The organism is Klebsiella planticola (assembly GCF_000783935.2).
GTDB lineage: Bacteria > Pseudomonadota > Gammaproteobacteria > Enterobacterales > Enterobacteriaceae > Klebsiella > Klebsiella planticola.
The window spans coordinates 5,324,378-5,345,673 of the sequence record NZ_CP026047.1 but is presented as its reverse complement, the minus strand read 5'-3'; the positions used below and the strand labels follow the sequence as shown (position 1 = coordinate 5,345,673).

The window sequence follows — 21,296 nt, the reverse complement described above, 5'->3', positions numbered from 1 at the left end:
TCAAACTCCTGTTGGCGGCTGCTGTTCAAGCCAGCGGGCGTGCTGTGTTTCATCGAGCACTTTTTTCATATACAGCGTGATGTGGCCTTTGCCTAGGTCGGTTGTATACATCGGGACGAACCCCAGCCGGCCGTAAAAATCGCGCAGCCACGGATGGCTGACCGCGGTGCCGAGCGAACAGGCGGGCGCTTTTAGCTCCCCCAGCAGGACAGTTTGTTCCAGCCAGCTCAGCAGTTTCCCGCCAAGATTCTTGCCTCTGAACTCCGGATGGGTACCGAACCAGCCGATATGCGGCAGGTTGAACGGCCCAGGCTGCACGCCCCAGGGGAAACGCAGGGTGACCGAGGCGACCATCCGTTGGTCGTCAAACAGGGCAAAGACGGCGTGGTCGGTAAGATGCCGGGTGACCCGCGCCAGGTCGGCGGTGGCGGCATCAAAATGAATCCCCAGTGCTTTAATCGGCGCATAGGCGGCGAGCATCAGCGCCAGGTAGTCGTGCCTGTCATCCAGCGTCAGCCGGCGAAAATGGTGGGTCATAACACGTGTGTCTCCGGTGGCGAGAGATGCCCGGACTGCTCAGCTAAGCGGATGACTTCATCAACCTTCTGCGGTGCGCAGCCAAGATAGTTTGCCGGATCCAGCCAGCTGCACAGCTCCTCTGCGCTGATGCTGGTTGCCAGGGCGGGATGGGCGAGCAGGACGGTTTGAAAAGATAACTGTTGTTCAAAGGCCTGCATGGCGCAGTCGTAGATCAGACGATGGGCGCTCTGTTTGCCGAGCTTTTTACCGACTTCAAACAGCACTTTTTCAGATAACAGCAGGCCGTCCTGTATCTGCAAATTGGCCGCCATTCGGACTTTGTTGACCGTCAGGCCGGATAAAATGGCGAGGGCGTTTTGCAACTGCGCAGAGAGATAAATGGAGATTTCCGGTAACGCAATCCACTCGCTGCGCCAGCTCATCGCATCGCGTTCGTGCTCAACGTGCATGGACTGCTGTATCAAAGCGACGCTGTGCAGCAGCGGGGCGGTCAGGCTGGCTAACCCCTCAATCGCCGCCGGATTGCGCTTGTGTGGCATGGTTGTTGAACCGATTTTACCGGCGCTGAACGGCTCTTCGATCTCGTTAATTTCGGTACGCATCAGGTTATACAGCTCGTTGCCGATTTTGCCTAAGCTGCCGCTGATTAGCGCCGCCAGCGAAGCATATTCCGAAAAGCGGTCACGGGCTGACTGCCAGCTTATAGTCGGTGAGTTGAGGTCGAGGCGCGCCAATGCACGGCGCTCAACTTCCGGGCCGATCTCGCCGAGCGCGGCGTAAGTGCCGATCGCGCCGCTGAGGTTGCCGGTGAGTAGCCGGGGTCTGATGGCCGCCAGACGATCGAGATGGCGGATAAATTCATCCAGCCACACCGCAACCTTAAAGCCAAACGTCGTGGGCAGCGCCTGCATCCCATGCGTGCGCCCGGCCATCAACGTGTACTGGTGATCGCGGGCCAGTTTTTTCAGCGCGTTAGCCACCGCGATGCTATCGCGCGCTACAACGTCCAGGGTTTGTTTTAGCTGTAAGACTGTGGCGGTATCGACGATATCCTGCGTCGTGACGCCATAATGGATGTATTCACCGGCGGTACCGCACTGTTGCTGGAGCGCGGTTAATACTGGCATCAACGAATGTTTCATCTGCGCGCCAGCGGCGGCGATCTCTTCCATGTTGAGTTTGTCAGCGTCAGCCAGTTCGCCAATAGCGAGTGCTGCCTGCTGAGGGATAACGCCAAGCTCGCCTTCGGCTAAGGCCAGCGCCACCTCAACGTGTATTTGCTGGATCAGACGGTTTTTCTCTGACCAGATTTCCCGCATTTCCGCAGTGCCAAAATTATTACCAAGTAAAAGAAAATCTATCGGATGTGCAGGCATAATAATCTCATTATTTAAAAGGGTAATTTATTTTCAGTAATCATCTGTGCCATCTGAATATTTTATTTTCAGAAGGTTTGATATTGTTAAATTAGCCCTATAGCGCAGTATCATTTCTTTGATCCTGCGCATAATGCAAGGTTTTTTAACGAGATAGCTAAATTTCATCTATCTTATTGCGAATTAGTGAATAAGGATATGGAATCAGCACTTTGTTTCTTTTTTTCATTCTCGTAGGATAGGGGGAATATATATCCAGAGACGCGCCTTCGGTTATTGCGGAAGGCGTGTCGGGGAAATTGTGATATATCTTTTTATCCAAAAACAGGCCAGCAACGTGTTCGCGATGACATCACCGCAAACCTATCACCATCAGCCCAGGCTGCGAGCCCGCGTGGGAGCACTTCTCCACAAGCATACGACCCATGTTGCCATCTTCACCAGTCCGCAGGCGTGGAAAGCGGTAAACCCGCAGCTTGAGAACAGCCTGCGCGATGCCGGGATCCGCTGGCAGACGAATTTTCTGACGACGGAATGTACCGATGCGGCAGTTATGACGCATCTGAACAGCGTGCGCAGACAAAACGCGACGCGGGTGCTGCCCGATATCGGCAATAGCCGTGCGCAATCACTTGCCGCTATTGCCCGAGAGGTGAAATTCCCGGCATGCGAGGCGCTGCGTCTGCCGTTCTCCGTTGCTGCCGAAAATGTTGAGCATGCGCTATTGACGCTCGAAACAGCCACTTTTTGAGAAGGAAAAATAATGAGCCACACCACTTCCCGACAGCTGCGCCTTGGTCTGTTCGTACAGCCGCTTGGTCACCATGTCAGCGGCTGGCGGTTGACCGAAACGCTGGGATCGCCGACCGATATTGAATGGCTGACGTGGATTGCTAAAAAGGCCGAAGAGGGTAAGTTTGATATGTTCTTTATCGGTGATGCGCTGGCAACCAGCGTCTACCGCCTGCCATCAACGATGGCGCGCCTTGAACCGCTGACGCTGCTGGCTGCGCTGGCGGTGCAGACCCGGCATATCGGTCTTGCGGCGACGGCCTCCACTACTTTCAGCGATCCGTTTAATCTGGCGCGCAGCTTTTCATCCCTCGATCATATCAGCCGCGGTCGCGCCGCGTGGAACGTCGTGACCTCTTTTTCTGGCGATGTGGCGCGCAATTTCAGTCGCGAAAATATGCCGCTGCACGCCGAGCGCTACGCGGTGGCCCATGAATTCCTCGAAGTGACCTGCAAATTATGGGAAGGCTGGCAGGAAGGGGCGGTGCAACCGGATAAGGCGAGCGGGCGCTATTTTGTCGACGAGAAAATTCAGGCCGTGAACCACCGGGGGAAATATTTTCAGGTACAGGGGCCGCTGAATATTACGCGTTCTCCGCAAGGACGGCCGGTGATTATCGCAGCGGGATCCTCCGCTGACGGGCAGAAACTGGCGGCGCGAACGGCCGAAGTGGTCTTTACGGCTGCCGCTACGCTCGAAGAGGCGCAGGCATTTTACCGTGCGCAGAAACAACAGGTGCGGGAGGCGGGGCGCAATCCGGATCATGTACTTATCCTGCCGGGCGTGATGCCTGTTGTCGGCCGCACGCGGGAAGAAGCGCGCGCAACGTGGCGCAAGTTAAACACGCTGGTGGATATCGATAACGGTATTCGGCAGCTTTCCACCCGTTTCAATATGGATCTTAGTCAGTACCCGCTCGATGGCCCGGTGCCGGAAATTCCTGCGGGGGAAGGGAATCAGAGTCGGGTGAAGCTTCTGACCGATCTGGCGTATCGCGAAAACCTGACGCTACGCGAGCTGGCGGCGATTGCGGCCGGTTCACGCGGCCACCGCGTGCTGGTGGGCACCGCGGTGGATATCGTCGATGATTTCCAGCGCTGGCTGGAACAGGGCGGTGCGGATGGCTTCAATATTATGCCGGCCGTGATGCCGGAACAACTTTCCCTGTTTGTTGAGATGGTGATCCCCGAGTTGAGGCGTCGCGGCCTGTTCCGCGAGGAGTATGAGTTCAGTACCCTCCGCGAAAATCTGGGGCTGCCAGCGATCGGCGCGTAAGAATAGCCACTTGTGGCAGCGGTGGGCAGAATACTCAGGATTCGCTTCTGGGGTATCGACAGTCCGTTACTGCCCGCCTTCTGCTGGCAGGATCATTGCTAATCCTTCGCAAGGAAAAAGCCGTTTTCTCTTATCGGTGTGCTTTGCGGCGCAGTAACCTCGCCAGCATCATGTCGTTGTTGAATGCCCCAGCTTCCCTTTCCGCAAGCAGCGCCTGCTACGTCAGGATGGTTACCCTTAATACGGTAGACCGCTCTGCCACTATTCTGAGCAGCTATTGGCGAACATTTTCAGACACTGAGGATTGGCTGACAAAATAGTATGTGAGGGATAAATGCAGAAAAGCAAAAAGCCCGCTTAAGTTTCCTTAAGCGGGCTTCTTAAATATGGCTCCTCTGACTGGACTCGAACCAGTGACATACGGATTAACAGTCCGCCGTTCTACCGACTGAACTACAGAGGAATCGTGTGAACGGGGCGCATATTAACGGCGACACATGGCCTTGTCAAAGGCAGAATCACCCGAATCTGTTTGATTGCTGACAATTTCAGCAACCGGGATGCGTTTGCGCTGTTTTCCATCAATGCGCACCGTTGTGGTGCATATATACCCCTAATGGGGCATAGCGTAATCCGCTTACCGGGCAAATAAATACTCTGTTGCTATCAGAATCGCTTATCACGCCGCCTGTAGCGGCCTTTGCACCGATGCAAAAAAACTGGCAAGCAAATTGCAAAACCTCTGTAACTCAATAGCCAGCGTTGGTACTGGCTTTCCTTACAGGAGGCAAAATGAACTTAAGACGACTGAAGTATTTTGTAAAAATCGTCGATATCGGCAGTCTGACCCAGGCTGCTGAAGTCTTGCACATCGCACAACCGGCGCTGAGCCAGCAGGTGGCGACCCTGGAAGGCGAACTGGACCAGCAGCTGCTGATTCGGACAAAGCGCGGCGTTACCCCGACCGAAGCCGGGAAGATTCTCTATACCCATGCGCGCACCATCCTGCGTCAGTGCGAGCAGGCGCAGCTGGCGGTGAATAACGTGGGTCATACGCTCAGCGGCCAGGTCTCGATTGGCCTTGCGCCGGGGACCGCGGCTTCTGCCATTACCATGCCGCTGCTGCAGACGGTGCGCAATGAGCTGCCCGAAGTGATGGTCTATCTGCAGGAAAGTAGCGGGACAATCCTTAACGATAAACTGCTCAGCGGCCAGCTGGATATGGCCGTGCTCTACGAGCGTTCGCCGGTAGCTGGCATCATCAGCCAGCCTTTGTTGAAAGAAGATCTTTATCTGGTGGGGACCCGCGATTGCCCGGGACAGAGCGTCGATCTGACCGCGGTGGCGGAGATGAATCTGTTCCTGCCGCGCGATTACAGCGCGGTACGTGCGCGGGTGACGGAAGCGTTCACCCTGCGTCGTCTGTCGGCGAAAATTATCGGTGAAATTGAATCCATTACGACGCTAACCGCGGCGATTGCCAGTGGAATGGGCGTTACCGTCCTGCCAGAGTCCGCCGCGCGATCGCTGTGCGGAGCGGCAAACGGCTGGATGGCGCGGATCAGTACGCCCTCGATGAGTCTGTCGTTATCGCTGAATATGTCGGCGAAGGGCAGTCTGTCACCGCAGGCACAGGCGGTGAAAGAGATTTTGCTTTCGCTGGTGAGTCGTCCTTCGCTGGAAAATCGTGAATTGTTGCTGGTAAGTTAATCTATATTCCCGAAAGGAATAAGTTGCTGGTTTTTATTATTTGTTAGTAAGGACGACAGACTTTAACAATAGAGCATATGTTATGTCTGATAGCCCGGAGGAAAGGGTGAATTTCCAGCAACTAAAAATTATTCGTGAGGCTGCCCGTCAGGATTACAACCTGACGGAAGTCGCAAATATGCTGTATACATCGCAATCGGGCGTGAGCCGTCATATCCGTGAACTGGAAGAAGAGCTGGGGATCGAGATCTTCATCCGACGCGGTAAGCGTCTGCTGGGGATGACGGAGCCGGGTAAAGCGCTCTTATCCATTGCGGAACGCATTCTCAATGAAGCCAGCAATGTCCGCCGTCTTGCCGACCTGTTTACCAACGATGCCTCCGGTGTGCTCACCATTGCGACGACTCATACCCAGGCGCGCTATAGCCTGCCGCCGGTGATTAAAGCTTTCCGGGAGCTCTTTTCCGATGTGCGGCTGGAACTGATTCAGGGCACCCCTCAGGAGATTGAAGCGCTATTGCATAACGGTGGCGCAGATATCGGTATCGCCAGTGAACGTCTGAGTAACGATCCGACGCTGGTGGCTTTTCCTTGGTTCCGCTGGCATCACAGCCTGCTGGTGCCGAAAGATCACCCGCTGGTGCAAACGACCCCTTTAACTCTCGAAGCTATTTCTCGCTGGCCGTTAATTACCTATCGGCAGGGCATCACCGGGCGCTCGCGTATTGATGAAGCCTTTAACCGTAAAGGGCTAATGCCGGATATTGTCCTTAGCGCACAGGACTCCGACGTCATTAAAACCTATGTTGAGCTGGGACTCGGCGTCGGGCTGGTGGCGGAACAATCGGGCGATGCCCGGGAGTCAGACACCTTTACCCGCCTGGAAACCCGGCACCTTTTCGATGCGAATACCGTCTGGTTAGGGCTTAAACGCGGGCAACTGCAGCGCAATTATGTCTGGCGGTTTATCGAGCTGTGCAACGCCGGGCTGTCGCTGGATGAAATTAAACGTCAGGCAATGGAGCCGGAAGAAGCGGCCATTGATTATCAGATTTGAAAGATTTTCGCGGTGGCGGATAAAGGAACAGCGGTCCGCTGCCACGAAGAGGTGAGAAAAACGCTATAATTCATTCACGATTGTCGCGACTGAGGAAGGGAAATAAATGGTGCGGCGTGTGAAATGGTTTTGCTCTTTTTTATTTATTCTCTCAAGCCAGAGTGCGCTGGCCGTAAGTTATCCGTTGCCGCCGGAAGGAAGCCGCCTGGTGGGAAGCCCGCAGCTGATTACCGTACCGCACAATAATACTCAACCGCTGGAAGCCTTTGCGGCGCAATACGGGCAGGGGCTGAGCAATATGCTGGAAGCGAACCCCGGCGTTGATGTCTTTCTACCGAGGTCGGGGACGACGCTGGTGATCCCGCAGCAGCTGATTTTGCCTGCTACGGTTCGTGAAGGCATCGTGGTCAACGTAGCGGAAATGCGCCTCTATTACTATCCGCCGGAAGGCAACACCGTTGAGGTTTTGCCAATTGGTATCGGCCAGGCGGGGCGTGAAACGCCGCGTAACTGGGTCACGACCGTAGAACGTAAGCAGGAAGCGCCGACCTGGACGCCAACGGCCAACACGCGGCGTGAATATGCCCGCAGAGGCGAAAGTCTGCCGGCGTTCGTTCCGGCCGGGCCGGATAACCCGATGGGACTGTACGCGATTTATATCGGCAGGTTGTACGCTATTCATGGCACCAATGCTAATTTTGGTATCGGGCTGCGCGTCAGTCAGGGGTGTATTCGCCTGCGGAATGACGATATTAAATATCTGTTCGACAACGTCCCGGTTGGCACCCGCGTGCAGATTATCGATCAGCCGGTGAAGTTTACCGAAGAGCCGGACGGTAGTCGCTGGGTTGAAGTTCATGAGCCGCTGTCGCGTAACCGCGCAGAATACGAATCGGACAGAAAAGTGCCGTTACCCCTGACCGCAGGCATTCAGGCGTTTGTGAAGGGGGTGGGTGTCAATGTGATTCGGGCGGAGCAGGCTCTCGAACGACGCTCCGGCATGCCGGTTAATATTAGCGAGGCTGGCACCCAAAGCCATATCGGGAGCTAGCGGCGCGCGATCGTTGGCGTGGAAATAACCCATTGCGGGTGAATTCAAAAGCAGCAAAGCAAAAAGCCCGCTTAAGTTTCCTGAAGCGGGCTTTTTAAATCAGGCTCCTCTGACTGGGGGCCTTCATCACTCACTGGCTGATGAGTTAGCTAAATGAAAATCTGCAGGCCCCCCTCATTTAAGTAAAAATAAAAAATCTTCGTTCATCATCAGGTCCTTTAAAATCAGGGAATATTCTTATTTCTCCTCTATGAATCATCACAACTGGCACATTATACGCTGAATATTTTTAAGCGTGGGGGCGAGCCCTGGCGTGAGATTTGTGGATGATTTTTTAAGGAAAGATAAAGAATCCTGATTGATTTATTTAATTTTTTAGATAAGTCATAATTGATTTAAATCAATGCGTGAAAAAATAATGATTAAAATCAAGAGCATCAATGAATTCTGTTTATGAAATTATCTCAATAAATCAGAATATAAGAATTATATCGATTGCTGGATAAAATATAACAGTGCTGACTATATTTTGGATGATTTGTTTTGCCTATCAAATGATGAATATCTATTGGTTAAAAACAGTTGGTCTGCTCCTCGGAGCTGTGATTATACTGGGACTGTCTTAATGTTTATTAAGAATTAAATGCGTGCTTTAATTTGTTAATGATGGCAGGAAATCTAATGCGCATATTTTATTGCTGGTTTTCTTGATGAATAAGATATGTTAAATCCATAGTAGATTATATTAATTATAGTTGTCTCGCTTCCATCTGTTCGTTATTAGTCATGTTGTATCAGGAAGTCTCATAACCCGCTACCCAAACAATAAAACAATCTCTGGTGGGGTTATTGTACGTAGTGGATTATTGCCAGTGCCTGAATTTTACCAGGAGCCTTGACGTAAACGTATGCATAACCATTATATTATAAATGGAACCGTTGAGTTTCATCCGGCAACCAGTACGTTGCGCGACCTTAATAATCATGACAATGTTATTATCTTAAATTCACCAGCCAGTCGGTGTTTATTGCTTCTTATTGAACGGATTGGCAGTATCGTTACCCAGCAAGAATTCCTGGATATTGTCTGGACAAAATGCGGTATGCAGGTATCCACTAATACATTTTATCAAAACATTTCTATCCTGCGTAAAGGCCTTAAAAAGATGGGCCTTGATGAAGAGCTGGTGGTGACGATTTCGCGCGTGGGGTTAACGCTGGCCAGTGGCGTATATATTAAAAAACTGACCTCCGAACAGCAGGTTGAAACCAGCCCTATGCCTTCTAACGGTATCAATTTTGATGAAACGCTGCAGGAACGGACACTTAAAACGCAACCTCCATTATCAATTCAGGTTGATGGCGAATCGGCGATAACCGAGAACGAAGAAATACAACCACCGGAACACCCGGAAACAAGGCGCAAGACAGGATGCCGTCACTCATTGCCAGGCGTGATGACCGGGGCGCTACTGACCATTATTCTTAGCGTAGGATTTATCGCGACGAGTCGTTATGTTGAGGGGCAAAACCAGTACTTTTCTCACTACGACTTCCTGAAAACCATTGAGGGTTGTCACATCCATCTCTCGGGCGCCATTATCTCTGATAAAGAGCGTTCCTCCGCTCTCAGACGAGCCAGCCAGTTCCTGGAGAACTGCACAAATTATCCCTGGGTATACGTTACTCGTTTTCCGCTGTTGCCGAGAACCTCCGTTATTCGCTGTGATAAGCAGATGAACGAACCCAATAGTTGTGTTTCTGATTATTTTTTTGAGGACCAGTAAGTGAGAATTAGCCGTAAATTAAAGGTACTGCTGCCGGTATTAACGGCAGCGACTGCCGCGGTGTTCATTTATTCATTATGGAGTAAAAAAGGGCCTGATGATTTTTCCTGCGTTGCCAGCTTTTCTCAGCATTATGCAAATGAAAATATCGATGTTTCACTCCGTTTTATGTTTAGCGGTCAGGCAGGCGTGGTGAGTATTAATGGCCGTGCGCGATCTGATTCGCAGAATATTTTTAACCGTAAAATATCGTTTAGCATGCGCCGGCATCAGGATATCTATTATATGACATCAGAGAAAAATATTAAGTTTCCGGATGATAATGTGGACGATGGCTGGTTGAGTCAGTACCAACCTGATTTTTTCGTGTACCCGGACAAGAGTCTTCATATTCGAATAAACCAACAAAAAAATGGCAACTATCTTTTTATGATCTCAGCGCTACCTACCTATATCTGTAATGCCGCTGATTAATACGTTGCAGAAAAGAAAAAGGTGCAGAATGATCTGCACCTTGTGGTTAGTCAGGCAATCATGCGGCCCGCATGAAATCTCCACTGCTGACGTTATTGACAAACTGGAGCACACTAGAAGTCACTGAACCCGGGTCATCCCAGCCGATCACCGCGCCACCGACGGCCCCGCCAACGACGCCGATCAGGCCGCCGCCAATCATCCCCACCAGCTGGCCGATGGCGCCAAAGCCCAGGACACCGCCGCCGTCACCACCGTGCATCCCCCCAATGATCGCGCCAGCAAACCCGGCCGCCGTTGCGCCGAGAATCGCGCTGGTCAGAGAGCTAAAAAGACCCGCGCCGGAGACGGCATCAATTTCCATTACGTTTAATTCGCGCATTTGTTTCTTCCTTTAGTTAAAAATAAAGTGTAATTACAGAAATATCCCGGCATTAATTTCTGCCGGTCATTTCTGATGTATGAATTATGCCTATGGTATATGTTTAAATAAATAGAATTACTTCTATTTTACCTGGTTCATTACTGGTTTTTGTAATTTCAAGGTGCTGGTTTTCATGTAAAAACAGCAGGCGATAGTACTAGGTGTTTAAAATGAAGCGCTTCACGCAACGATGAAGCCGGACAATCTCTCTTTCCATGCTCCCTTTGTCAGGGTATACGCTGGTAAAATTGATAATATCCTGACCTGCAATGCAGGATGCCAGAGTAACCTGCCAGACGCGTTGCCCGCTTGCTGATACGAAAGTAAATATAATTTCTATTGTCTCACCAAATACATCGTCGTCTTTCCATTCTTCCATTTTGACAAAATTAAATTGTTTAAATATTTTTTGAGCATTGTCCAGTTGCAATGATATTTGCTCAGCGAAAGACCTGCCGGGCAGCATACGGTCGCGATTAATCGTGATTTGCTGCCCCTGGTGGAATGAGATGATATTCACAGCCTGGTTTCTAATCTCTTCTTCAAAATCTACGGTGCCTTCAAGGCATACTAAACGGTTAGCCATATTCTCTCCTGTATGTAAGGCTATGGGGATAAGGGGGAAGGGTTGCCAGTTTTAATCACAAATCAAACCCGCAGGACTGACTGTGAGTTTTTGATGGCATGGATAAAATCATGCTTTGCCACTTCAATGACGCCGCGGCTATGGATCTCAATAATACGGTCTGCGCTTAAAATGGTTTCCGGACGGTGAGCAATGATGATACGAGTGACATTCATATGCCTGATGGCGTCATTGATGGCGCTTTCCCGGGCAATATCCAGGTGACTCGTCGCTTCATCAAGGATCAATAGCCGTGGGTTTCGATACAGCGCTCGCGCGAGAATAACGCGTTGTATCTGCCCGCCGGAGAGGGAAGAACCCATGTCGCCGACCATACTGTTGTAACCCATCGGCATCGCCATTATGTCATCGTGAATCTGCGCGATTCTGGCCACGCGTTCAACCCGCAGCCGGTCGAGGCTGGCATCAAAGAAGCTGATATTATCGATGATTGAACCGGCAAAGAGCTGGTCTGTTTGCATCACGCTGCCGATCAGATCGCGGTAGAGGGTCATCCCGAGTTTTCTGTGGTCGATACCGTTGATACAGATGCTGCCATTCTCTGGCTTAAGTAACCCTAACAGCAGTTTTGCCAGAGTCGTTTTACCCTGTCCGGAAGGGCCAATAATTGCGATCGATTCGCCGGCTTCGATCTCCAGGTTGAAGCCCGTAAAAATTTCGCCATCGGTGGCGGAATAGCGAAACGAGAGCTGATGGATGGCCAGATGCACCGGCCCCTCCCGATCGGGCAGCGAGGCGCTGCTTGCCAGGTCCGGTTCTTTTTCGCTCAGCACAATGTCCGCGAGACGTTCCCCATGCAAACGCAGCATTTTGAAATCAATCAGTGCGTTAATCAGCCCGGCGGATCGCGAAATAAACTGGTCAGAAAAGCTGATAAAGGCGACCAGCATCCCGCTGGTAAAGTTGCCATCCAGCACCTGCGCGGCGGCCAGCCAAATCAGTACGATTTTGCCCACACCTGAAATAGTGCCCTGTAACGTACTGAAACCGATAGAGAGTTTCTGGGTAGTAATCCCTTTGTTGGTGGATTGTACGGTTTCATTGGTAAAGGTTGAAACACGCAAATCCTGTTTATTGTTGAGCTTGATCGCCTGAACCCCGCGAATGGATTCCAGCAGCTGCGACTGTGCCTGCGCCGAAGCCAGCAACTGGTCTTCACTCGCCTGGCGGAAAGGTTCGAATGAGATCCAGCGGATCAGCGCGTAGAGCAGAAACAGGCCAATAACGATAAACGTCAGGGAGGTATTGTAGGCAAATATCACCCCCAGGGTGACCAGGGCCATGATGCCGTCGAAGATAGAGGAGATAAACCGGCCGGTCAGCGTGCTTTGGATATTCGCGATGGAGCCAAAGCGTGACAGGATGTCACCTACGTGGCGATCTTCAAAATAGCTTAGCGGCAAACCCAGCAGGTGAGCACACAGGTTGCTGGACCACTGTACGCTCAGCATGCTGGAGAACCAGGTCGTTACCCAACTGCGCAGTGCGCCAATCAGATTCTGGAACAGCGTAATAAAAATGAACGCCACGCCAAGCAGCGTCAGTAAATCCCGATCGGCCGAGACCAGCACCTGGTCAATGACCCACTGCATATAAAAGGGCGTAATGATGCCGAAGAACTCGAGTGCCAGCGAGAGCAGCGCCACCTGGATAAATGCTGAACCGATGCCAGAGACGTTACGGATCAGACTCAGCATCGAGATCGATTTTTTCTCATCCTTCCGTTCAAATGTGGCGGCAGGATAGAGTTCCAGCGCTACGCCGGTGAAGGATCGCGATACCTCATCCATCGCCACCTTACGCGCGCCGCGCGCCGGGTCGTGAATAGTGAGGGTATTTTTGTTAATGCTTTTCAGCACCACGAAATGGTTCATATCCCAGTGCAGGATGCAGGGTAGCTTCAGCTTATTGAGCTCATCCAGCTCAAGGCGTACCGCCCGGCAGCCCATATCTAACTTTTGCGTAAAGGACATGACGTCGGCCAGCGTACTGCCTTTTTGTGATGAGGGAAAACGATGACGCAGGGACACCATGTCTATCTGATAGCCGTAATAGCCGGCAATCATACCGACGCAGGTCAGCCCGCATTCTGCGGCCTGGGTTTGTCGCAGGACGGGGAGTTTATGGCGAAACGACAAATTAAGTTTGTGAAAGAGATCCATGATCAACCTGAGTTAACATTTGAAATTATAAAGAGGTCATTTTGCCAAGCGCATTCAGCGGCTCGAGAACCCATTCATAGATACGGCGCTTATCGACGATAAAGTCTGCGTCGAGCCCGCTGCCGGGACGCAGGCCGATCTGTTTGCCGTAAGCTTGTACCGACTGGCTATCGAGCGTGACCTTGACCTGATAAAGCGGCTCCTGAATCTGGGTATTGCCGGTGATACCGGCGATTTCCTGAGGTGACAGGGGGGATGTCGAGATTTCGCTGACCGCGCCAGAGTGCTGGCCAAATTTTTGCCAGGGAAAGGATTCATAGCGCAGCACCACCCGCTGACCGGTGTGGATAAAACCGATGGCCCGGCTGCTGAGCAGGATCCTTGCCTGTAGATGGGCGTTGTCTGGAAGAAGCATGGCGATAGTTTGCCCGGCGCTGACAATCTGCCCCGGCTTCACCAGCACGGCGCTCACCGTACCCTCTTCCGGCGCGCGCAGATCCACCGAACGGCGTGATTCATTTTCCATCATCGATTGCGTGATATCCGACAGTTTTTGCTGCAGGTCATTCTTTTGCTGGAAGTAGGTCAGAGGCTGCTCACGTAGCTGTTGGCGTGTTTGCGCGTGCTGTTGCCTGATTTCGATACGTTGACGGGCGACGTCCTGTAATCGTACTTTGGCATCCAGCAGATCGCTCTCCTGCTGCTCGACCTGGGTATTAGAGGCGTAGCCTTCGGCGCGCATCGCCGCCATTTTATCGACCTGCTTTTGGCTCAGCGCAATTTGCCGCTGACGCTGGCGGTAAATGGTATCCAGCTCCGTCGTTTGTTGTGCCAGCAGGCTGCTTCTTTCTTGTAAGGATTTCAGCGCCTCAGCGTTACGTTGTTCCAGATTGGTTAACTGTTGAGTCAATCCCTGGGACTGGATCTCGAGCTGTCTGGCTATTGCCTCGCGCGTCTGGCCATAGCGTGCGGTAGAGATTTCGGAAGACACCGTGGCGATACGTTCGCCTTTTTTTACCCCAGCGCCTTCACGGACGGGGAGGGCGGTAACGGTGCCCGCCGTCAGGGCGGTAATGGTCATGATGCCGCTTTCCGGTGTCAGAACCCCTTTCGCCGTTTCCCGCTTTGTGTAGCTTCCCAGGCTACAAAAGCCGACCAGCACGATAGTCAGGGCGCATACCATCGCCACGATCAGCCAGCGGAAAGGAGGGCAGTAAAGTGCTACCGGACCTAACACTTTGGTTTTGTTCGCGTCCAGCGATTCCTGACGAAATAAGTCGTGATTCATTGTCGAAAGCTCCGGTTAGGTGGCACTGCAATCAAGACTGCGCATCGCGGCGTAATCCAGCGATCCAGTGGCTGATTTTAAGTTGACGATCGACTGGATCAGCGCGTTCTGAGTCTGAGCAAGATCCTGAATAGCCTGGTAATATTCATTTTCTGCGTTAAATTCGTCGATCAGCGTCCGCTGGCCGAGCTCCCGCCCATAGCGGGTTGCGTTCAACCGTTTACCTGCCGAGCCGATCGCTCGCTGGTAAGCTTTAATCAGCGAGCGGGCGTTTCGTACCCCCGACATTGCCTGTAAGGTCTGCTGTTCCGCTTTGCGACGCGCATCAATCAGCAGATCTTTGCTTTGTTCAAAGCGATGGGCCGCTTCCAGACTCTGCGAAATGTGGCTTCCGCCGGCGAACAGGGGAATGGAGATATTGATGCCAACGGTGGTGTTATCTGTTTTGGCGGTGGTGCCGAACAGGTCATCAAGTACGTTACTGTCTTCCGCCCGGCTCCAGTTTTTGCCATAACCGGCCTGTAAGGTAACAACCGGCAGATGGCCGGCAGTGGCCGTGACCAGATCGGCTTCGCTGCCTTTAATGGCTTGTAGGGCGGCGAGAACATCAAGATTGCTCGCCGCCGCCGTGCGCTTTAATTGTTCTGGATTCATGTCATCAACATAGCGAACGCAGTCCAGGCTCCGATCGGCGATGTACCGAGCGTCCAGACCGGTCAGCTGGTGAAAAGTCACTCTGGCATCATTAAGGGTGTTTTCGGATGCCAGTTCATCAGCGACCGCTTTGTCATAATTAGCCTGCGCCTCCGCTTCATCCAGCCGTGTTCCATCGCCTAACTTCAACGATTTTTGTACCTGTTTCAGCCGCGCATCAAAGGCGGCAAGGATTTTGCGCTGGGTTTCGAGGACGCTGCGCTGATACACCACGCTGTAATAAGCCGTTACCACGTCAGCGATCATTTTTTGCTGCGCGATCAGGTAATTCACATCGGCTAGATCGCTGATGACCACGGTTTTCCGCCAGTTAGCATATCTGGCGACGTCAAAAACAGGCTGCGTCAGATTAAAACTGTAATTATGCCGGGTGACGCCTGCGGAATAGGCGGCGTCCGGCTGATCGGTCTTATTCCAGGCGGCGTTGAGGGTGACAACCGGCAGTAATCCGGCAAATCCCTGATATTTTTTTTGTGCATCAGCTTCATGCGCTCTGCGCGCCGCATTAAATTCGGCGTTATAAGCGCTGGCTGCCAGCAGGGCTTGCTGAAGCGACAGCGCACAAGCACTGCCGGACAACAATAATCCGACGATAAGCGAAATAAGTATTTTGTTAAACATGGTGTTCCACAGGACTTAGTGATTAAAAAAGGTGTTCTGATGTAAAAAACGCTGTAATTCACTTTCGTTTGCGAGATGCAGTTTATCCATCGCCTTACGCTTCTGCGTCGAGACGGTGCTCATGGCACGACATTTCTTCGAGGCTATTTGTGACAGCGAATAACCCTGATTGATCAGGTTGAGAACCTCCCACTCCTTGGTGGTCAGTTCATCCGATGAATGTTGCAGAAGTTCTTTAATCGTCTGTGATATATAAGGTTCTGCATGAGGTGAGGCGATCGCCTTCGTCAATGCGCTCAGCAGTTCATGAGCAGTATCATGGGGGCTGATCAGAATATTCATGCCTGAACTCACCATTTTCCTCAGCAACACTGGCTTCATATTTTGGGCGAAGAGTACGGTCACCGTTCGCTGATGAGGGCAAATAACGGAAAGCATTTTTCTGATTTCCGTTTCGTGGAAAAAACCATCGAAAAGGCAGGATGAATTAATCAGCAGAATATCTATTTTATTATTTTCAACCGCGCTTAACAGTGCGTTCAGATTGGGTAAATGATGTAGCCTTAAATAATGTGTTTGCAGTTCACGCTGTAAACAGGTGGTGATGAGGTCATAGGTCATGAAATATTTATGAAAGTAGGTAATGTTAAGCGTCATGTTTTGCATGGGAGACTATAATTATGTCGAATTTAATAAACCGTGTTACATCGCATCTGCGCTTCTCCCCCAGCCATCGATAGTGGGTGGGGGAGAGAGGCCTGACTTCATAATTGGCGCGTATAGGCGATTTGTTTGCCGTAATCATCGATGACTGACCAGCTCAACAGCCCTGAAGCGCTCGCTGGCGAAAGCGGCACTGCGGTGGAAGCTCCGGGCGCAATCATCATGGTGGTCAGCTGTTTTCCTCCCAGACGTAGCTCTCCTAACGTCATGTTGTAGGGCGTAGGGTTGGTAATCAGCAGCGACCGGTTTGTGCTACTGCCTTTTTTAAGCGTAAATATCAGCGACTCTCCGATGTTCTCATCCGGTGCTTTCAGACCGGCCGGGCGGACAAAAACTTTTAAGCGGATACGTAGAGGCAAAATGATTTTTTTACCCTTTTCGCCGTCAGATTGCGTGTTCGGCGGGATCTGATAGATATTCAGCCAGTAGACGCGCTCGCGCCCGGCCGCAATTTCCTGACGCGAGGAGAGCATGACGCGCAGATTGCGGGATTCTCCCGGTTCCAGCTTAAACAGCGGCGGCACCACAACCAGAGGCGTATGGAGGTTATCCGGCTGAGCAAGCGGATCGTTATCATCGCTCCAGACCTGAACCAGCGCTGGCGCTCTTTCTGAATTCACCAGCACCAACGTCTCGGCGATACTGTTTTCATTAAACACCAGCCGGCTCTGCGTGCTGTTGACCACCGCGCCTGCGTAGCCAGTACTCAGCAAGAGTGTCATCATCAGGCAGGTCTTACTGAAGACTGACAAAAATCTGTGCTTGCGCATGGACCGACCCTGCCGTTGCTTGTAACCCTGGAAGCCGCTCAAGAGAAGCGGTGAATAATCCGCTATATCGACTGCCACCTGTACCCGTTGCCCCAACGTTGTCCAGATAATCGCTAAAGCCGTACCAGCCCGCGGCATTGCCTGTTCCGGTGGTGGTATTGGTGGACAGCAGAGTAAGCGGCGTACTCGATCCCTCTGGGTAAATGCGGATGCCGACGCCTGAAGCCACGCCGCTTGTTCCGTAGCTATTGTCCAGCAAATGACTGATGCCGCCGGAAGCGTTTTTCAGCCCCAGTGTAGCGGCCTGGGCAAGCGCCGTGGGCTGGGTGACCAGAAACCCCATGGCCACGGGTGGTGTGGTGGTGTTTGTCACCGTCCCGGATACCGCGCCGGCATCGCATTCAATCGCGACATTAAAATTGCTGGTGCTGGTCATGCTGGCGTTGAGTTCAGCCGCGCCGATCGGGGGAAGAGTAACAACCTGATCAAAATCACTGACCACGCAGGTCTCGCCGTGGATGATGGTGGTACTCCCTCCTCTCATCCCCCATACCGCCACTATGTTTGTAGCAGAAGCTGAGGGGCTGGTTGCCTGCGCCCCCGCGATGGGGCTGGTCATACCGAAAACCGGTTTAAAGCGCACGGTGGCTTGCGCCTGGGTCAGGGTGTTAAATGCGTTACGTGGATCAGCATATGAGATATTGCCGGAATCGTTGGTTTTAAGTAGCTCAAAGGTGATATTGCTGAACGCGGAAGCTGGAACATAGATAGTGGAACCGACGGTAATATAATCCGCGGCGGTTAATTTACGCTCCTGCCAAGATTTTGTGTAATACGCCCCTGCTTTCTGGTTCGTAATACGAAAAGCGACATTTTTTGCCGGCGTAATATACCCGCTGTCAATATCATTGACCTCAATCCCACCATAAAAGTTTGAGTTAGCCGTGGCGTACATTTCATAGAGCGAATCCGCATCGGACAAAGGGCATTTGTATAAAATTTGATTCGCCGCATAGGGGGCATGCAGCCCGGAGCTAATCACGTCCACGTTTGCAGTGCCCAGTAACGTACCGGGTGGGTTTAATGATACCGACCCCGTGCCGATACTGAGTACCCCGAAAGAAATAGGGGCGTTATTACCATTCGTGACCAGCGGGGTGGCGGTGTAGCCCATATCGGCAACTTCCTGAGGAATATCGTTGATTCCCGTACCGATTGAGGTCACTCTGCGACACTCCGCCTGAGCCCAGGGGGCGCTGACTATCATGAGTGCGGCAATCAGGCCGTGTTTTAACTGAATAACTGGAAATTTCATGTGTTATCTCACTGTACGCAGATGCCATTTAAATGGATGAAGTTATTGCCTGATGCTTTATTCCGTGCGGGCATCTGGTAATTGACGCGGCACGTTTGCTTGCTGTCCCAGCGAATGAATAAAGTGCCGGAGGCATCGGGCAAGCGCGCATAGACCTGTCCATTCTGGCCGGCCATCCCAATGTTTTTCCCATCCCGGTCCTGAACCTCCGCACCCATCGGTACCGGAGAGCCATCGGGCATCATGACCGCGATCAGGGCAGGGGTACCGCCAAGGGTGTTGAAAGCCACTTTCGGCACCGCGCCCCGAACCGGGACCACGCGTACGTTTCCGCCTTCCAGCTCGACATCCTGGTCCAGGGAATTACCGTCAATGCTGATGGTGTTGTAGCGGTATGGCGCCAGAGAAGGCGCAATCCCATAGCCGAAGACATCAATTCTGGCTCCCTGCGCATTGTTAATGCGCGCGCCGCTGGCACCTTTGGCTTCAACCAGAGCAAAGGTATCACTGGCGTACGGGCCGTAGGTGACGCCGCCGCTGTGCAGGGCCAGAGTCCCTGCGGTTCCCAGACCCAGCTGGTGATCTTTGCCGCTGTGAGCGTAAGAGGCTCGCATTGTTCCTGAACGGGTACGCTCCTGCACATTCGCGCCCCAGCGCATGGTATGGCTTCGGCCCTGTTCCAGTGCGGTGTACTTGTCGTGATTGGCGTACAGGGAATAGGTGAAATCATTTTCTTCGCCTGCGGAACCGGAAAGGGTGGTCATCGCCGTGCGGGTATTTTTATTCTTCGTCATGTCGAACGACACGCTTGAGCGAGAGTCACGCCAGTCGAGCGGAATGGAAAACCCGATGGAAACGACGTTCTCGGTATATTTCTGATAACGACTGGAATCATATTCAGCGTCATTGACGCTATAGATATAATTCGTGTTACTCCAGCTGGAACGCTGCCTGCCGACGTTGATGTTGTAGCTGAGCTTTTTCCATATGTTGTTGTAGGACAGCTGTAGCTCAGTGATACGCGAACGGTTGTTGTAATAGTCGGTGCTGCTGCCGCTGAGCGAGAGAGTACCGTACTCGTCCATGTTCTGGCTTAACGTCGCGGTGAAGCGGTTACGTTGCTTAAGCGTGTCGGAGTAATAATTAGCCCCGTTCTGTTGCTGGCGCCGCACGCCGAGAACATCCTGGAGATCGCGGTATCCGGCGGTGGAATAGCGGTAGGCTGCCAGCACAATATTGGTGTTGCTCGGGAAGGTTTTGCTGTATGCCGCCTCGGCGCGCCAGCCGCTTTTGGACTGATTGTTTTCCACCTGCGCATGTGACCAGGTTGTATTGAGCGATAACGCGCCGAGTTCAGAGGCGAAAACGCCGCCGGCGAGCAATGCCTGATAATTGTTGGCGAACCGCGCGCCGGTGTTGGCGGTAAAACGGTTATTCACCCCGTACTGCAAGACGCCTTCGGCGAAAGCATTCTGTACGGAGTAATAATTCCTGACTTTACCTGCGGCCAACTGATAGCTCATATTGCCCGGACGCATGGAGCCCGGCACGGCAGCATAAGGCACAACGAAGAAGGACGATTTTCCGTCGGTTTCAATGATCTGCACCTCAATATCACCCTGACTGCGGGTATTGTAGAGGTCGTCGATCAGAAAGGGGCCCGGAGGAACCTGCGTTTCGTAAATAAGATGGCCTGCCTGGCGGATCAAAACCCGGGCATTGGTATTGGCCACGCCACGGATTTCGGGCGCGTAGCCCAGTTTTCCCTGTGGCCACATGCTTTGATCGGTATACAGCTTGACGCCGTTAAAAGAGATTGAGCCAAACATGGCGCTGTCGGTATAGGTGTCGCCGACCATCAGCTCGCTGGAGATGGCGGGCAGCGGGCGCTGTACCCAGGTTCTCACCGAGTTCCATTTATAGGCATTGCCTGCAGTGCTGCTCTGCATGTAGCGCAGATTGGCCTGGTGACGTAATTGCCACATCCCCATATTTGCGCCGGCGTTGATCATGCTCCACAGATAGCTGTAGTGAATGTCACGCAGAATATTGCGGGTGTAGCTGGTGTTATGGCGTAAAAATAACAGCGGCGCCCCCGCATCCCATTCGGCAACCGGGATATAGTCGCGAGGCGGGCGGTTGAGCATAATTTGTGGGATGGAAAACTCCACCGACAGCGTTGACGGTTTAATCCGCCAGCTTCCCTGCCGGGTAATATCCGCTAAAGATAAACACGGGACCTGGGGTAGGGAGGAGGGCTGGATTTTTAGCTGTAACAGTTTAATTAGCTCAGCATCAAGACACAGCTGCGCACTTTTGTCCGTCGGATTGATTTTCTGGAATTTAACCGGAACCTGGCTTTTTATTTTAGTACCATTGAGTACCAGGTCTAAATTCTGCTGCCCCGGCGCAATGATAACCTCAGTATCGTTGAATTTTTCCAGGCTGATACCTTTAGCAAACCCTGATCCAGCGAGTAAATTGTTGTCAAAACGATACTCTTCTGCAAAGGCCGAATGCGAAAACAGAGAGGCTTTAATCATGCAGGTTATTAATGCAAGACGAAAATA

At 52.2% G+C, this 21,296-nt stretch carries 18 protein-coding genes and 1 tRNA gene; 7 read left to right on the top strand and 12 right to left on the bottom strand.

The window, feature by feature from the left end:
- Both MC50_RS25755 and purB read right to left on the bottom strand, forming a co-directional pair.
- Positions 1 to 537: a GNAT family N-acetyltransferase gene (locus tag MC50_RS25755; protein WP_046852119.1), complete on the bottom strand. Its 537-nt coding sequence runs from the start codon at positions 535 to 537 to the stop codon at positions 1 to 3.
- On the bottom strand, positions 534 to 1,916 hold the full coding sequence (gene purB / locus MC50_RS25750) for an adenylosuccinate lyase (RefSeq protein ID WP_032695329.1): 1,383 nt from the start codon (positions 1,914 to 1,916) through the stop codon (positions 534 to 536). Before purB ends, MC50_RS25755 begins: the two co-directional genes overlap by 4 nt.
- 346 nt (positions 1,917 to 2,262) lie before the next feature.
- On the opposite strand from purB, the gene MC50_RS28960 reads away from it, so the two are divergent.
- Together MC50_RS28960 and MC50_RS25740 are read left to right on the top strand one after the other, a co-directional pair.
- Positions 2,263 to 2,667 carry a dehydroquinate synthase/iron-containing alcohol dehydrogenase family protein gene (locus MC50_RS28960; protein ID WP_223306631.1) on the top strand — a complete coding sequence of 135 codons (405 nt, stop codon included), beginning with the start codon at positions 2,263 to 2,265 and terminating at the stop codon, positions 2,665 to 2,667.
- 12 nt (positions 2,668 to 2,679) lie between these two features.
- On the top strand, positions 2,680 to 3,984 hold the full coding sequence (locus MC50_RS25740; RefSeq protein ID WP_047665270.1) for an LLM class flavin-dependent oxidoreductase: 1,305 nt from the start codon (positions 2,680 to 2,682) through the stop codon (positions 3,982 to 3,984).
- 387 nt (positions 3,985 to 4,371) lie between these two features.
- On the opposite strand, the gene MC50_RS25735 is transcribed toward MC50_RS25740, so the two are convergent.
- A tRNA-Asn gene (locus MC50_RS25735) sits at positions 4,372 to 4,447 on the bottom strand.
- Between the two features lie 329 nt (positions 4,448 to 4,776).
- Between MC50_RS25735 and nac the strand changes: the two genes are divergently transcribed.
- The 5 genes from nac (at position 4,777) to MC50_RS25710 (ending at position 10,063) form a co-directional block, all read left to right on the top strand.
- Positions 4,777 to 5,694, top strand: coding sequence for a nitrogen assimilation transcriptional regulator NAC (nac, locus tag MC50_RS25730; RefSeq protein WP_004864391.1), 918 nt, complete (start codon positions 4,777 to 4,779; stop codon positions 5,692 to 5,694).
- Between the two features lie 106 nt (positions 5,695 to 5,800).
- Entirely contained in the window at positions 5,801 to 6,751 is a 951-nt protein-coding gene (cbl, locus tag MC50_RS25725; protein WP_015583978.1) for an HTH-type transcriptional regulator Cbl, read from the top strand.
- A 106-nt stretch (positions 6,752 to 6,857) separates the two neighbouring features.
- Positions 6,858 to 7,802 carry a L,D-transpeptidase gene (gene ldtA, locus MC50_RS25720; RefSeq protein WP_094898035.1) on the top strand — a complete coding sequence of 315 codons (945 nt, stop codon included), beginning with the start codon at positions 6,858 to 6,860 and terminating at the stop codon, positions 7,800 to 7,802.
- A gap of 908 nt (positions 7,803 to 8,710) precedes the next feature.
- Positions 8,711 to 9,589 carry a winged helix-turn-helix domain-containing protein gene (locus tag MC50_RS25715; RefSeq protein ID WP_032699243.1) on the top strand — a complete coding sequence of 293 codons (879 nt, stop codon included), beginning with the start codon at positions 8,711 to 8,713 and terminating at the stop codon, positions 9,587 to 9,589.
- Positions 9,590 to 10,063, top strand: coding sequence for a hypothetical protein (locus MC50_RS25710; protein ID WP_052135812.1), 474 nt, complete (start codon positions 9,590 to 9,592; stop codon positions 10,061 to 10,063). It abuts the gene before it with no gap.
- Between the two features lie 58 nt (positions 10,064 to 10,121).
- Here the strand turns inward: MC50_RS25710 and MC50_RS25705 are convergent, their stop codons facing one another.
- The 9 genes from MC50_RS25705 to MC50_RS25665 form a co-directional block, all read right to left on the bottom strand.
- A complete protein-coding gene (locus MC50_RS25705; protein ID WP_032695325.1) occupies positions 10,122 to 10,445 on the bottom strand; it encodes a hypothetical protein in 324 nt (107 codons plus the stop codon).
- Between the two features lie 199 nt (positions 10,446 to 10,644).
- Positions 10,645 to 11,073, bottom strand: a complete 429-nt coding sequence (locus MC50_RS25700) for a DcrB-related protein (RefSeq protein WP_032686860.1) — start codon at positions 11,071 to 11,073, stop codon at positions 10,645 to 10,647.
- A gap of 62 nt (positions 11,074 to 11,135) precedes the next feature.
- Positions 11,136 to 13,295: a peptidase domain-containing ABC transporter gene (locus MC50_RS25695; protein WP_032686861.1), complete on the bottom strand. Its 2,160-nt coding sequence runs from the start codon at positions 13,293 to 13,295 to the stop codon at positions 11,136 to 11,138.
- 25 nt (positions 13,296 to 13,320) lie between these two features.
- Positions 13,321 to 14,583: an HlyD family secretion protein gene (locus MC50_RS25690; protein ID WP_032686862.1), complete on the bottom strand. Its 1,263-nt coding sequence runs from the start codon at positions 14,581 to 14,583 to the stop codon at positions 13,321 to 13,323.
- A gap of 15 nt (positions 14,584 to 14,598) precedes the next feature.
- Positions 14,599 to 15,918, bottom strand: a complete 1,320-nt coding sequence (locus MC50_RS25685; RefSeq protein ID WP_047665268.1) for a TolC family outer membrane protein — start codon at positions 15,916 to 15,918, stop codon at positions 14,599 to 14,601.
- A gap of 15 nt (positions 15,919 to 15,933) precedes the next feature.
- Positions 15,934 to 16,539 (bottom strand): helix-turn-helix transcriptional regulator, encoded by a 606-nt coding sequence (locus tag MC50_RS25680; protein ID WP_164887142.1) that lies wholly within the window; start codon positions 16,537 to 16,539, stop codon positions 15,934 to 15,936.
- 143 nt (positions 16,540 to 16,682) lie between these two features.
- Positions 16,683 to 17,366: a fimbria/pilus periplasmic chaperone gene (locus tag MC50_RS25675; RefSeq protein ID WP_094898077.1), complete on the bottom strand. Its 684-nt coding sequence runs from the start codon at positions 17,364 to 17,366 to the stop codon at positions 16,683 to 16,685.
- Between the two features lie 10 nt (positions 17,367 to 17,376).
- Positions 17,377 to 18,726, bottom strand: coding sequence for a fimbrial protein (locus tag MC50_RS25670; protein ID WP_052135810.1), 1,350 nt, complete (start codon positions 18,724 to 18,726; stop codon positions 17,377 to 17,379).
- An 8-nt stretch (positions 18,727 to 18,734) separates the two neighbouring features.
- Positions 18,735 to 21,269 (bottom strand): fimbrial outer membrane usher protein, encoded by a 2,535-nt coding sequence (locus MC50_RS25665; RefSeq protein WP_050500300.1) that lies wholly within the window; start codon positions 21,267 to 21,269, stop codon positions 18,735 to 18,737.
- Between the last annotated feature and the right edge of the window lie 27 nt (positions 21,270 to 21,296).

Coding starts and splice junctions, on each gene's coding strand:
- MC50_RS25755 (WP_046852119.1), bottom strand. CDS start 537: ATGACCCACCATTTTCGCCGGCTGACGCTGGATGACAGGCACGACTAC.
- purB (WP_032695329.1), bottom strand. CDS start 1,916: ATGCCTGCACATCCGATAGATTTTCTTTTACTTGGTAATAATTTTGGC.
- MC50_RS28960 (WP_223306631.1), top strand. CDS start 2,263: ATGACATCACCGCAAACCTATCACCATCAGCCCAGGCTGCGAGCCCGC.
- MC50_RS25740 (WP_047665270.1), top strand. CDS start 2,680: ATGAGCCACACCACTTCCCGACAGCTGCGCCTTGGTCTGTTCGTACAG.
- nac (WP_004864391.1), top strand. CDS start 4,777: ATGAACTTAAGACGACTGAAGTATTTTGTAAAAATCGTCGATATCGGC.
- ldtA (WP_094898035.1), top strand. CDS start 6,858: ATGGTGCGGCGTGTGAAATGGTTTTGCTCTTTTTTATTTATTCTCTCA.
- MC50_RS25715 (WP_032699243.1), top strand. CDS start 8,711: ATGCATAACCATTATATTATAAATGGAACCGTTGAGTTTCATCCGGCA.
- MC50_RS25705 (WP_032695325.1), bottom strand. CDS start 10,445: ATGCGCGAATTAAACGTAATGGAAATTGATGCCGTCTCCGGCGCGGGT.
- MC50_RS25700 (WP_032686860.1), bottom strand. CDS start 11,073: ATGGCTAACCGTTTAGTATGCCTTGAAGGCACCGTAGATTTTGAAGAA.
- MC50_RS25695 (WP_032686861.1), bottom strand. CDS start 13,295: ATGGATCTCTTTCACAAACTTAATTTGTCGTTTCGCCATAAACTCCCC.
- MC50_RS25690 (WP_032686862.1), bottom strand. CDS start 14,583: ATGAATCACGACTTATTTCGTCAGGAATCGCTGGACGCGAACAAAACC.
- MC50_RS25685 (WP_047665268.1), bottom strand. CDS start 15,918: ATGTTTAACAAAATACTTATTTCGCTTATCGTCGGATTATTGTTGTCC.
- MC50_RS25680 (WP_164887142.1), bottom strand. CDS start 16,539: ATGACCTATGACCTCATCACCACCTGTTTACAGCGTGAACTGCAAACA.
- MC50_RS25675 (WP_094898077.1), bottom strand. CDS start 17,366: ATGATGACACTCTTGCTGAGTACTGGCTACGCAGGCGCGGTGGTCAAC.
- MC50_RS25670 (WP_052135810.1), bottom strand. CDS start 18,726: ATGAAATTTCCAGTTATTCAGTTAAAACACGGCCTGATTGCCGCACTC.
- MC50_RS25665 (WP_050500300.1), bottom strand. CDS start 21,269: ATGATTAAAGCCTCTCTGTTTTCGCATTCGGCCTTTGCAGAAGAGTAT.